Origin of the sequence: Phenylobacterium sp. (assembly GCF_035276905.1) — a bacterium.
GTDB lineage: Bacteria > Pseudomonadota > Alphaproteobacteria > Caulobacterales > Caulobacteraceae > Phenylobacterium.
Window position 1 is genome coordinate 1 of record NZ_DATELG010000013.1, and the last position, 12744, is coordinate 12744.

Annotated in this window: 10 protein-coding genes and 1 tRNA gene; 7 read left to right on the forward strand and 4 right to left on the reverse strand. The window is 70.8% G+C overall.

The features are described from left to right. Both VJS38_RS00430 and VJS38_RS00435 read left to right on the forward strand, forming a co-directional pair. On the forward strand, positions 1-2778 hold a 2778-nt coding region (locus VJS38_RS00430; RefSeq protein ID WP_324086187.1), incomplete at its 5' end, for an efflux RND transporter permease subunit. Further along, a complete protein-coding gene (locus tag VJS38_RS00435) occupies positions 2775-4226 on the forward strand; it encodes an efflux transporter outer membrane subunit (protein ID WP_324086188.1) in 1452 nt (483 codons plus the stop codon). The genes VJS38_RS00430 and VJS38_RS00435, both read left to right, overlap by 4 nt. On the opposite strand, the gene VJS38_RS00440 is transcribed toward VJS38_RS00435, so the two are convergent. Beyond that, complete coding sequence (locus VJS38_RS00440; protein WP_324086189.1) at positions 4223-5092, reverse strand: surface-adhesin E family protein; 870 nt, start codon at positions 5090-5092, stop codon at positions 4223-4225. The genes VJS38_RS00435 and VJS38_RS00440 overlap by 4 nt on opposite strands. A gap of 210 nt (positions 5093-5302) precedes the next feature. On the opposite strand from VJS38_RS00440, the gene VJS38_RS00445 reads away from it, so the two are divergent. The 5 genes from VJS38_RS00445 (at position 5303) to VJS38_RS00465 (ending at position 9835) form a co-directional block, all read left to right on the forward strand. After that, positions 5303-6475 (forward strand): acyltransferase, encoded by a 1173-nt coding sequence (locus VJS38_RS00445; RefSeq protein ID WP_324086190.1) that lies wholly within the window; start codon positions 5303-5305, stop codon positions 6473-6475. After that, on the forward strand, positions 6472-7593 hold the full coding sequence (locus VJS38_RS00450; protein ID WP_324086191.1) for a mechanosensitive ion channel family protein: 1122 nt from the start codon (positions 6472-6474) through the stop codon (positions 7591-7593). Before VJS38_RS00445 ends, VJS38_RS00450 begins: the two co-directional genes overlap by 4 nt. 103 nt (positions 7594-7696) lie before the next feature. Then, positions 7697-7772, forward strand: a tRNA-Thr gene (locus VJS38_RS00455). Between the two features lie 145 nt (positions 7773-7917). Then, positions 7918-8988: a calcium-binding protein gene (locus VJS38_RS00460; protein ID WP_324086192.1), complete on the forward strand. Its 1071-nt coding sequence runs from the start codon at positions 7918-7920 to the stop codon at positions 8986-8988. Positions 8989-9040: 52 nt separating this feature from the next. Continuing rightward, positions 9041-9835 (forward strand): glycerophosphoryl diester phosphodiesterase membrane domain-containing protein, encoded by a 795-nt coding sequence (locus VJS38_RS00465; protein ID WP_324086193.1) that lies wholly within the window; start codon positions 9041-9043, stop codon positions 9833-9835. Here the strand turns inward: VJS38_RS00465 and VJS38_RS00470 are convergent. The 3 genes from VJS38_RS00470 to VJS38_RS00480 form a co-directional block, all read right to left on the reverse strand. Then, complete coding sequence (locus VJS38_RS00470; RefSeq protein WP_324086194.1) at positions 9820-10755, reverse strand: RDD family protein; 936 nt, start codon at positions 10753-10755, stop codon at positions 9820-9822. The two genes, VJS38_RS00465 and VJS38_RS00470, sit on opposite strands and share 16 nt — an antisense overlap. Next, positions 10752-11753: a stage II sporulation protein M gene (locus VJS38_RS00475; protein WP_324086195.1), complete on the reverse strand. Its 1002-nt coding sequence runs from the start codon at positions 11751-11753 to the stop codon at positions 10752-10754. Before VJS38_RS00475 ends, VJS38_RS00470 begins: the two co-directional genes overlap by 4 nt. Position 11754: 1 nt before the next feature. Beyond that, a partial coding sequence (locus VJS38_RS00480; RefSeq protein WP_324086196.1) for a DUF58 domain-containing protein occupies positions 11755-12744 on the reverse strand: 990 nt, incomplete at its 5' end.

Below are 12744 nucleotides of genomic sequence, written 5' to 3' on the forward strand. Positions count from 1 at the left end.
ACCAAGTCGAACGCCGACTTCCTGGCCGTGGTCGCGATCTATGACGAGACCGACCGCGCCTCCAGCGGCGACATCGGCGACTATCTCATCTCCACCATGCAGGAGCCGATCGGCCGGCTGCAGGGCGTGGGCGACGTCAACGCGTTCGGCGCCCAGTACGCCATGCGCGTCTGGCTCGACCCGTTCAAGCTGTCGAGCTTCAGCCTGATGCCCGCCGACGTCGTCGCGGCGCTGCAGTCGCAGAACACCCAGGTCGCCGCGGGCGAGATCGGCGGCCTGCCGCAGCCGGCCGGCCAGCAGCTGGACGTCACCGTCACCGCCCAGTCGCGGCTTTCCACACCCGAACAGTTCCGCAAGATCATCCTCAAGACCCGGAGCGACGGCTCCAACGTCACTCTCGGCCAGGTCGCCCGGGTCGAGCTCGGCAGCGAGAACTACAGCACCATCAGCCGACTGAACGGCCACCCCGCGGCCGGCCTGGCGGTGATGCTGGCGCCGGGGGCCGACGCGCTGAAGACCTCCGAGTTGCTGCGCGCCGAGGTGGAGCGGCTCTCCAAGAATTTCCCCCACGGCTACAGGTACGCCTATCCGAACGAGGCCACGCCCTTCATCAAGATCTCGATCCGAGAGGTCGTGCAGACCCTGTTCGAGGCGATCCTGCTCGTCGTCCTGGTGATGTTCGTCTTCCTGCAGAGCTGGCGCGCCACCCTGATACCGGCGATCGCCGTGCCGGTCGTCCTGCTCGGCACTTTCGGGGTGCTGGCCGCCGCCGGCTACAGCATCAACACCCTGACGCTGTTCGGCATGGTGCTGTCGATCGGCCTCTTGGTCGACGACGCCATCGTCGTGGTCGAGAACGTCGAGCGCGTGATGGAGGAGAACCCCGGCATGACCGCGCGGGAGGCCACCATCATCTCCATGGGCCAGGTACAGACGGCGCTGATCGCCATCGCCCTGGTGCTCTCGGCGGTGTTCCTGCCGATGGCCTTCTTCGGCGGCTCGGTGGGGGTGATCTACCGCCAGTTCTCGATCACCCTCGTCTCGTCCATGGCGCTGTCGGTGGTGGTGGCGCTGGTGCTGTCGCCGGCGCTGGCCGCCACGCTGCTGAAGCCGCCGGGCGAGGAGCGGCACGACAGCAATGTGCTCGATCGGATGCTCGGCCGCTTCGGGACCCACTTCAACGCCTGGTTCCACCGCACCGCCGACCGCTACCAGCGCGGCGTCAGCCAGGTGATCGGCCATGTGCGGCTGGCGATCATCGTCTTCGCGGTGCTCTGCGCGGCGCTGGTCGTCGTCTTCACGCGCCTGCCGACGAGCTTCCTGCCGCAGGAGGACCAGGGCGCTGCGCAGCTGCAGTACACCCTGCCCGCCGGCGCGACCCAGGCGCGGACGCTGGCCGCGGCCCAGGCGATCGAGCGTTACTTCCTGACCGAGGAGCGCGCCAACGTGCGGCTGATCTACACCGTGATCGGCCAGGGCCAGGGCGGCACGGCCCAGAACGCCGGCCGCGGCTTCCTCTCCTTCCAGCCGTGGGACCAGCGGACCGGCAAGGCCAATACGGTGCAGGCGGTGGCCCAGCGCGCCACCCGCAGGCTGTCGGTGCTGCGCGACGCCCAGTTCTTCGCGCTCAACCCGCCGCCGGTGCGCGGGCTCGGCCAGTCCAGCGGCTTCACCATGGAGCTGCTCAACACCGGCCGCCTCAGCCGCACCGAGTTCAGGTCGCGGCTCGACCAGCTGCTGGCCCAGGCAAGCGCCGACCCGACCGTCACCGCCGTGCGCCTGAACGCGCTGGAGGACAGCCCGACCCTGCAGGTCACCGTCGACAACGCCAAGGCCGGCGCGCTCGGCGTCACCCAGGCGCAGATCAATTCGACGATCAGCGCGGCCTGGGGCGGGACCTATGTGAACGACTTCGTCGACCGCGGCCGGGTGAAGCGCGTCTACATCCAGGGCGATGCCCCCTACCGCAGCGCGCCCGAGGACCTCGGCGACTGGTTCGTCCGCACCTCCAGCGGGACGATGGCGCCCTTCTCCGCCTTCGCCCAGGTCAGCTGGGGCAAGGCCCCGCGCACCACCCAGCGCTTCAACGGCGTCTCGTCCTACGAAATCCAGGGCGATGCGGCCCCCGGCAACAGCACCGGCCAGGCGATGGAGCGGATGATCCAGATCGCCGACGGCCTCGGCGGGGTCTCGGTCGACTGGAGCGGCCTCTCCTACCAGGAGCGGCTCTCCGGCGGTCAGGCGCCCCTGCTCTACGCCGTCTCGCTGCTGGTGGTCTTCCTGTGTCTGGCGGCGCTCTATGAGAGCTGGTCGGTGCCGCTGTCGGTGCTGCTGGTGATCCCGCTGGGCCTGCTGGGGGCGACGCTCGCGGTCGCCTTGCGCGGCCTGAGCAACGACGTCTTCTTCCAGGTCGGCCTTCTCACCACCATGGGGCTGTCGGCGAAGAACGCCATCCTGATCGTGGAGTTCGCCGAGGCGGCCGAGAAGGAGGGCAAGGACAGCCTGGCGTCCGCCCTGGAAGCAGCCCGGCTGCGCCTGCGCCCGATCCTGATGACCAGCCTGGCGTTCATGTTCGGGGTTCTGCCGCTGGCCGTCGCCACCGGCGCGGGAGCTCAGAGCCGGATCGCCATCGGCACGGCGGTGATCGGCGGCATGCTGACCGCCACGTTGCTGGCGATCTTCTTCGTGCCGCTGTTCTTCGTGCTGGTGCGCCGCATCTTCCGCGGCCGCTCGCCGGCGCACGGACCGCGGCGCAGCGAGGAAGGAGCGCAGGCGTGAGGCGCGCGCTCGCCCCGCCGCTCGCCGCATTGTCGCTGACGGGCCTCGCGCTCGGCGGCTGCACGCTGGAGCCGCATTACGCGCGCCCCGCGCCGGCGATCCCGCCCGCCTGGCCCGCCGGCCCGGCCTATGCGCCGACGCAGGCCGCCGAGCCCCTGCCGGCGCTGAGCTACCGCGACCTCTTCCGCGACCCGCAGCTCCTGGGCCTGATCGACCAGGCCCTGGCCCACAACCAGAACCTCGGCGCCGCCCTGGCGAACGTCGAGATCGCCCGCGCCCAGTACCGCATCCAGCGCGCCGAGCTGTTCCCTAGCGTCGAGGCGAACGCCAGCACCGGCCAGGCGCGCGCGCGCCAAGGCGCGTCCGGCCTTTCCGCCTCGCCGGTCACCACCCGCACCCACGAGGCCGACCTCTCGGCCGCCTTCGAGATCGACCTGTTCGGCCGGCTGCGCAGCCTGAGCCACGCCGCCCGGCAGCAGTACCTCGCCACCGAGGCCGGCGCCCGCGCCGCGCGCCTGACCCTGGTCGGCGAGGTCGCCAAGGCCTACCTCGCCCTGGCCGCCGACCGCACGCTGCTGGGGGTCTCGAGCGACACGGTGGCCAGCGCCCAGCGCACCGTGGCCCTGACCCAGGCCCGGCTCGACGGCGGGGTGGCCGCGCGCACCGACCTCGCCCAGGCCCAGACCCTGCTCGAGCAGGCCCGCTCGGACCAGGCGCAGCTCACCACCCAAGTGGCCCAGGACCGCAATGCGCTGGAGCTGCTGGTGGGCGCCGCCGCCCCGGACGCCGCGCTGCCCGCCGGCCTTGAGGACGTGGACGGCAAGCTCGGCGAGGCGCCGGCGGGCCTGGACTCGCGGATCCTGCTGCGCCGGCCGGACGTGCTCGAGGCCGAGCACAGGCTGCGCGCGGCGAACGCCCAGATCGGCGCGGCCCGCGCGGCCTTCTTCCCGACCATCAGCCTGACGGGCCTGGCCGGCTACGCCAGCCCCGCGCTCGGCGGCCTGTTCGGCGGCCACAATACGATCTGGCAGGCGCAAGGCGCCGCCAGCCTGCCGATCTTCGAGGGCGGAGCCAACGTCGCGGGCCTCGCCGAGGCGCGCGGGGGGCAGCGCCTGGCGGTGGCCAACTACCAGCTGGCGGTGCAGACGGCGTTCCGCGACGTGGCCGACGCGCTGGCGCGGCGCGGCACCATGCAACAGCAGCTGAGCGCCCAGCAGGCCCTCTTCGCCGCCGCCACCAACAGCTACGACCTGTCGTTCGCCCGCTACAAGGAGGGTATCGACACCTATCTGGCGGTCCTGGTGGCGCAGCGCACGCTCTACACCGCGCGCCAGAGCTTGACCCAGACGCGGCTCGACCGCGCCCAGAACCTCGTCGCGCTCTACCTGGCGCTGGGCGGCGACCCGCTGCTCGACGCCATGCCGGTCACGGCGGCGAAGTCCAGCTAGGTTTTGACCGCCGCGGCCGGCGAAGTCCCTTGCGGCGGCGGGCGCTCGCCGTGGCGAGACCAGGCGACCTCGACGCGCCGCCAGACCCAGGTCCGCACCGCGCCCGCCGCGCGCTTGCAGGTCCTGGCCGCGGAGGCGGCGGTGGCGACCAGGGCCGGGCGGCGGCCATCCTCGGCAACCTGTAGCGGCGCCGAAGGGTCCGGCGCGGTGGGAACGGGGATGAAGTTCGCCTTCTGGATGGCGGGGTTCGCTGGCGCCGCGCGTTCCGGGGCCGTGGCCGCGGCTTCCTGGGCCGCAATCGCGGGGGCCGGCGCCGCGGGTTTCACGACGGCCGCCTGGACGACGCGCGCCGCGCCGGCCGTCCCGGTCGAAGGCGTGGCCGAGACTCCGCGCAACGGCCAGTCGAACTTCGGATCGCACGCGGCCGCCAGCAGCTTGGCGGCCTGCGAGTCGGCGGTGGGCGAAAACCAAGCGTCGCTGTTGTCGTCCGGCTTGGCGGCCCCGCGCCGGTTGTGCTCGGCGTAGCTCGCGCTGCGCAGCACGCGCACGCGTCCGCCCTGGCAGTCAAACAGCATGTGGGCGTCCCAGGACTGGAACTGGTGCTGGGCGCTCCAGTCGGCGCTCAGCGCCTCGGTCCGCACCAGGGCCAGCACCTCGCCGGTCGGCAGGCGCGGGCCGAGCGGCTCGAGGCTGTAGACGTTGTCCGGCCCGGCGATGGCGACCTGCGGCGCCGCAAGGTCGGTGTTCGCGCCCACCCAGGCCGCGAGCGCGACGCCCGTCGGCGCCGCCGCCAAGGCGGGCGCCGCCCAGAGCGCGGCCCAGAGCGCGGCCCCCAGCCACACAAGCATTGCGATCAGTCTGCGCATGGCGCTGCAACCTTCGACGACAATCGTCAGGCAGCATACCAAGCGTTGGCTAAGGGATTTCTAAGGCCGCACTCAGGTCTGCACCCAAACGCCCGAGGACCGCCGCGGCCAAGCCGAAACCGCCGCCAGACGGCCGACGTTTCCACGCAGTCGCGACAGGGCCTGGCCCCTCCCGCGCTCGGAAACACCCGCTTGGGGGGCTGATCAGGGATGATCGATGGAGCTTCCGCAGCCTGCGCCGGCGCGAGCGGGCCGCGGCGCAAGGCGCACTTCGTCTTCCTCGACGGGATGCGCGGGATCGCGGCGCTGGCGGTAGGCTGGCTGCACGCCAGCCAGATCTTCTCGATCGGCTACCACCCGTTCCACGCCTTCCTGGCGGTGGACTTCTTCTTCTGCCTCAGCGGCTTCGTCGTCGCCTGCGCCTACGACCACAAGCTGGCCCACGGCATGACCTTCGGCGACTTCGCCATCAGGCGGATGATCCGGCTCTACCCGATGATCCTGTGCGGCGTCCTGGTCGGCGCGCTGGTCTCGTCGTTCGAGGCGGGCGCAGCTCAGAACGAGCTGCTCGGCGTCGTCGCGCTGACGGCCTCGGCCCTGGTCCTGGTCCCGCTGGGCTTCGCCTTCGGCCAGGAAGCCTATCCGGTGAACAACCCGATCTGGACATTGTTCTTCGAGCTGGCCGGCAGCTTCGTCTACGGTTTCGAGCGCCGCTTCGTTCGGCTGCGGGGACTGATCCCGCTGCTGGCGCTGGTCCTCACCGGGACGGTCCTGGTCTTCTCGGCGCACCACTGGCACACCCTGGAGGTCCTCGGCTACAGCGACCCGAAGATGTTCGTCGGCGGACTGGTGCGGCTGGCGTTTCCATTCCTCGCCGGGGTGCTGATCTATCGGTCTTCGGTCTACAAGCTGGGGTTCGCGCTTCCCTCGCCGCCCCTCGCCGCTGCGCTTTTCCTGATCCTCTGCGCGCCCATCTCCCATGTCTCGTGGATCTATGACTCGATCTCGGTGCTGATCCTGTTCCCGGCGCTAATCATTCTCGGCGCGGGCGCGAACTGTTCCGGCCGGCTGGCGGCGATCTGGAGCCTGTTCGGCAGGCTCTCCTATCCGTTCTACCTCATCCACCAGCCCATCATCCGGGCGGTCCGGCGGCTGAAGGAGCTCTCAAACGTCCCCGAGGCGGCCGGCCATGCGCTGGTTCCGTTGAGCGTGCTCCTGGCGATCGGCTGCGCCTGGGCCGTCACCGCGCTCTATGACGAGCCGGTGAGGCGCTGGCTGTCCTCGCTTCGCCCGCAGCACCGGTTGGCGGCCCCGCCAGATCATTCGCAACCGAAATGGTCGCCGGTTCGGCGTCGCGAATGGTCCTACTTCAAAGACTCATGAGCGCCGACGCGGCCCTGACGGCGCATATGGCCGGCGAGACCACGCCGGACGGACTGGCGGTCCTGCAGGAGGCCGGCCTTCACCTCGAGCAGGACGTCACGCGGTGGTTCGCGGATCACAGCGTCCTGATCGTCGGCGCGGGCGCGATCGCCATCGCCGTGGTCGCGGCGCTGCTGGGCCTTCGTCGCCTGGCAGTCAGGCTCCGCGACCGCGACCCGCTGGGCTGGCGCGGGATCCTCGCCCGCACGGTCGCCCGGACGCAGACGATCTTCATCCTGGCCGCCGCGGCGCGGCTGGTGGTCAATTACGGCGACGCGCCCTACCGGATCGCCCAGGCCGTCGACATGCTGTTCACCGTCGTCGCCGTCTTCCAGGCCGCGATCTGGGTGCGCGAAATCATCCTGGGCCAGGTCGAGCGGCGCGCGGGCGACGACACCCGCGGCGAGGCCGTCGAGAACGCCATGAACATCATCCGCCTGGTGGTGACCTTCGTCGTCTTCTCGATCGCGGTCGTCGTCGTCCTCGACAACCTCGGCGTGAACATCGGCGGGCTCATGGCGGGCTTGGGGATCGGCGGCCTGGCGCTCGGCATCGCCGCGCGCGGCGTCTTCGAGGACCTCTTCGCGGCGCTGTCGATCCTGTTCGACAAGCCCTTCCAGCGCGGCGACATGGTCCGCTGGGACGACACCCAGGGCGTCGTCGAGCAGATCGGCCTGAAGACCACGCGGCTTCGGGCGCTCTCCGGCGAGGAGGTGGTCATCTCCAACGCCAACCTGCTGGACAAGCAGGTGCACAACCTGGCCCGGCAGCCGGCCTGGCGCCAGGTGTTCGAGTTCGGCGTCGTCTACGGGACCGCGCCGGAGCTGGTCAGCCGCATTCCGCAGATCGTCCGCGAGGTGGTCGAGGCGCAGCCCGGCTGCCGGCTGCTGATCTGCGGCCTGACCGAGTTCAAGCCGTCGAGCCTGAACTTCCAGGCGCACTTCGACGTCCTGACCGACGCCCTGCTGCCGGCGTTCAAGGCCAAGAGCGAGACCGGCATGGCGCTGATCCGGCGCTTCGCCGAGGAAGGGATCGAGCTCGCCTATCCCACCCAGACGACGATCCTCGTCGAGGGTTGATGCGCGCGGCGCGTCGTGCGATGCGTCACCCTGGATCAGGATCGCTCGCGTCACCGCCCGCACGGGCCAAGATGCCGTGATATCGAGCCTTTTCCGTAAGTTGGCCGGATTAGCTCAGCTGGTAGAGCAGCGGTTTTGTAAACCGAAGGTCGCGGGTTCGAGCCCTGCATCCGGCACCAATATTTTCAATGGCTTAGGTAGTTTTTCTCGGCCGAACAGCGCCGAACGCTGAACGTTCGACATGGGCGCTGGGACAAACGCCGCGACGGCGCCCCTTCTAAACTTCGCGGGCTGCGCCGTCGCTGGTCTGCGGAGACGACGACCATGGCCGACTTCATCTTTGACACGATCACGCCAGCCCAGGCGGCCGGCTTCCTGCCAAGCGACAGCCTGGCGTTCACCACCGGAAGCGCCGATCTCATGCGAGCGACGTTCCTCGCCGCAGATCAGGTCGCCCTCGCCATGGGCGAGCGCACCGTCACCTTCGGGGCCGGGATCGCCGGCAAGGCCGGGGCCTTGCCGGGAGACGGCCAGTTCTTCGTCGGCACGGCCGGGCCGGACGCCATGAGCGGCCCGGCGGGCGGCGCCACGGGCAACGCCTTCTTCGGCGGCGCCGGCGACGATGTGCTCACCGGCGGACCGGCCGGCGACGTTCTGCAGGGCAATCAGGGCGCGGACACGATGAACGGCGGCGGCGGCAACGACACCCTGTTCGGCGGCCAGGACAACGACATGATCCTGCTCGGCGGCGGGACCGACGAGCACAACCTCGTCAACGGCAACCGGGGCGACGACACGATCGTCGGCGCTGGCGGCGGCGACACCATCCTCGGCGGCCAGGGCGCGGACCTGATCAACGGCGGCGCCGGGGCCAATCTGATCTTCGGCGACGCCGGCGATGACGTCATCCACGGCGGCGCCGGCGCGGACACGATCAGCGGCGGCCCTGGCTATGACATCATGAGCGGCGGCGGCGGGCCCGACGTCTTCGTCTTCGAGCCGGGTTCCTCGGTGATCGACTTCCAGCGCTCGGACCGCATTCTGGACTGGGCGCCCGGCGACCGGATTCAACTGCCGGTCACCGGCGGCTTCGGCGTGACGATGATCGCCTCGCCCCCGCCGCCCGGGCCGCCGACGCCGCCGCCGGGGCCGTACATGTACATGGGCGGCATGGGCCACATGGGCGCCGGCTCCGCGCCCGTCGACGATTTCGGCGCCGCCGCAAACGCCGCCAACTCGGCGTTCGCCAGCGACGGCGCGCTCAAGATCGTCGCCGTGCAGGGCGGCGCGGATGTCGACGTCTTCGTCGACACCAACGCAGACCACATGGCGGACATGGCGATCATCCTGACCAACGTCACCGTGGACTCGGTTTCGGCCGGCAATTTCATCTAGCCGCCGGCCAGTCGACTCCGCCGAGCAGTCATGGTTTCCTCTCCACCGGGCGTTGAAACGGGGGAGGCTTTCAATGACTTTGGCTGATGCAAGCCCGCGGAAACTCGACCTTGGGCGGGTGTTCGGGGACACATTCGCCGTGATCCGAAGGCAGGCGGTGCCGCTGTTGGGGGTGACCTTCGTGCTGAGCTACCTGCCCAGCCTGCTGGGCGCCTTGCTGGCGCAAGGCGCGCGGCCGACGGCGGCGGCGCCTTTCGCCGCTTATGGCGACCCGCTGTACAGCCTGCTGAGCCTCGTGGGCTTCTTCCTCGGCGCCTACGCCATCGCCTGCCAATACGACATCGCGATCAGCGACCTTGAGGGCCGTCGCCCGGTGCTCTCGGAGGTCTTTCGCAACGCGGTCGGCAAGATGCTGCCGGTGGTCGGAGCAATACTGCTGCTGTTCCTGGGCGTGGCGCTGGGGTTGATCATGCTGATCGTCCCCGGCGTCATTGTCGCGGTGATGTGGATCGTCGCCCTACCCGCGGTCGTCGCGGAAACGTCGAACCCGGTAAAGGCTCTGGGCCGCAGCCGCGCTCTCACAAAGGGAAGCCGCTGGCGAATCTTCGGTCTGCTGTTGCTGCTCTGGATTCTCGTCCTTGTCGTCGAAGGCGTCTTCTTCGGCGGCGCGGCGGCGAGCGGCGCATTTCTCCGCGGCGCGAAGGGCGGCTTGCTCACCCTGGCTTTGGTGTCGTTGTTCGGCTTCGTGCTGTCCGTCTGCGTGACCGTCGGCAGCGCCGCGCTCTACATGCAGTTGCGCGAGCTCAAGGGCGCTGGCGGGGAGGCCGTGGCTCAGGTCTTCGCCTGATCCCCATTGTCGTGCTTGTCGCGCCGGGCGCGGCCGAACAAGAGGCCGGTCTCCAGCCGCTGGCGTAGCGCGGCGTAATAGGCGTTGAGGAACGAACGGTCGGCGATGTCGGCCGGCCCCTCCCAGGCGATCCGCTTGCGGATGCGCGCGGCGACCGCGGCCATGGTGCGACGATCGCCCGTGCGCAGCACCTGCTCCAGGACCTTCAGCTCCTTGACGCCATAGGCGTCGAGCTGCGCCTCGGTGAAGGCGGCGCCGCCGACGGCCTGCGGCGCGCTTTCGGCGATGTCGCGGAGCAGGCGGACCTTGGGCGCCTTGATCACCATGGTCCCGGCCGTCAGATCGCCCAGCCGCAGCCGGTCGCGGTTGAACAGCGGAAAGACCACGAAGACTCCCGTCCAGATCGCCCCCAGGGCGATGATGGCGCCGTCGACGCCCTGGCCGCGGGCGAAGAGGAAGGTGGCCGGCAGGAAGACCTCCAGCTCGCGCATGGCGTTGCGGGCGAAGATGGCGTCGGCGGTGAGCCGGCGGCCGTCGCGCGCGATTACCCGCAGGCCCAGCGCCCGCTTGCCTGGCGTCGCCCCGCGCGCGCGCAGCTCGAAGCCGATGAAGTAGCCGACGCGCAGGACGAAGGCGCCGAGCAGCCAGATGACGAGGACGGCGCGCCCCGAAGCGTCGGCCTTGAAACCCAACTTCGAACCGCCCCATGCAGCCAAGAGGGCGAGAATGGTGAAGCCCAAGAGGCAGCCGCCGAGGATCGCCAGGTCCAGGATCAGCGCCAGCAGGCGGTCGGTGTAGGCCCCCACCTGCAGGCGCAGGTCGACGCCTTCGGGGGTGACGAAGGGCCGGCGCGGGTCGAGGTCGACCGGGAGCGCCGGGCGCTCGCGCCGGCGCCGCTTCAGGACCGCCAGGACGCTCATCGCGCCCTTCTCCGGCCGCGCGGCAGATAGAAGTAGGCGCCCCAGACGACCGCCGTGGCGGCGGCGATCGCGTAGCGCGCCCAGTCGGCCTGGATCAGCTGGCGGGCGAAGCCTTCGAGCAGGGCGGCGAAGAACAGCATCACCACCACGCCCGCCATCACCAGGGCCCCTCGCCGGCCGACGTGCATCACCGCGTCCATCCGCGTCCGCGCGCCCGGGAAGGCCACGGCCCAGCCGATCGACAGCCCCGCGGCGCCGGCGAGCGTGACGGCGAAGAGCTCGGTCACCCCGTGGATCATCAGCCAGCCCACCGCCGGCGCGGCCAGGCCGTGCTGCGCGAAGAGCGCCAGGAAGGCGCCCAGCGTGCCGCCGTTGGCCACCAGCAGGACCGCGGTCAGCACGCAGAAGGCGAAGCCGAACGCGAAGGCGTAGAGCGCGATCTGCGAATTGTGGGTGAAGAGGAAGGTGGCCAGCACCTCGAGCCCGTCCTTGTGGTCCTTGCCGCTCTGCAAGGTGCCGCGCAGGAATTCGGTGGTCGCGTGCGGCTCGCGGCCGGCGGCCAGCGCCTGGGGCACGAAGCTGTAGAACCAGTCCGGGTCGCGCACGACGAGGCCGAAGGCGACCACGGCGGCCAGGGCGGTGATCGCGGCGGCCACGACGGTCTCGCGCCACAGCCCGCGCACCGCCTCCGGCCAGTCGTGGCGGAAGAAGCCGGCGATGCGCGTCCAGGCGCTGGTCCGCGCGCCGTAGACGAAGAAATAGGCGCGCGAAGAGAGCGCCTCCAGATAGTCGACGAGGCCCTGGTCGAGCGAGATGGCGCGGGCCACCGACAGCGACGACAGGGCCTGGCGGTAGAGCACCGGGATCTCCAAGAGCTCGGCGGGCTGGAGCCTGCGCACCCCCGACTTTTCGGCCCGGTCGAGCAGGCGCTCCAGGCGGCGCCAGTCCGCCTCGCGCTCGGCGCGGAACCTGTGGCTCTTCAGCTGCAGTTCGGCCATGTCAGACGAGCTCGCGCCGCTTCACGTCGAGGTAACGGTTGATCAGCGCCGGCCCGGTCCGGGCCGCCGGCGCCTCGAGGATCTGCACGCCCAGGCGGCGGAGCTGGGCCAGCACGTTCTCCCGTTGCCGAAGCAGCGCGTCGGCCACCACAGCCCGGGAGACGTCGTCGGGCTCGCGAGGCTCCGCGGCGCTCAGCGCCTCCAGCTCCTGGTCGCGGAAGGTGACCAGCAGGATCAGGTGGGTGCGCGCCAGGCGCCCGACGTGCTCGACCATCAGGGCCGCGCTGGTCGGGTCGGCGAAGTCGGTGAAGATCACCACCAGGGCCCGGCGGTCGAGCCGGCCGGCGAGGCTGGTCAGGCCGAGGGTGAAGTTGGTCTCCTCGGTCGAATAGTCCACCTGCGCCGCCAGCCGCTGCAGCGCCGGAAAGGCCCTGACGCCGCCCGCCGCGCCGCTGGCCACCCTGGGCCGGGCGTCGAAGGAGAAGAGGCCGACCCGATCGCCGAGCTTCAGGCCGACGAAGGCCAGCATCAGGGCCGCGCTGACCGCATGGTCGATCCGCGCCTGGCCGTCGATCGGCGCGCTCATCAGCCGGCCGGCGTCGAGCGCCAGGATGATGCTGTGGTTGCGCTCGGCGCGGTACTCGCGGCCGACCAGCTTGCCGTGGCGAGCGCTCTGCTTCCAGTCGATGGAGCGCAGGTCCATCCCCGTCTGGTATTCCTTCAGGGCGTGGAACTCGGCCCCCTCGCCTAGGTCCAGCTGCACCTTGACGCCCGCCGGCGCGTCGCGGGCGAAGAGCTTCAGCCCTTCCTCACGGACGGCTTCGATGTCCGGCGTGACCGGCACGACCAGCGCAGGCGTCTCGTGGCGCTGGCGCCAGACCAGGCCCAGCGGCCCGCGCCAGCGCGCCCAGACGCCCTGAAGCTTGGCCGCGCCACGGCGGCGGGCGCGCACGGCGAAGGCGGCCCGGGCCACGCCCTCGGCGATGCGCAG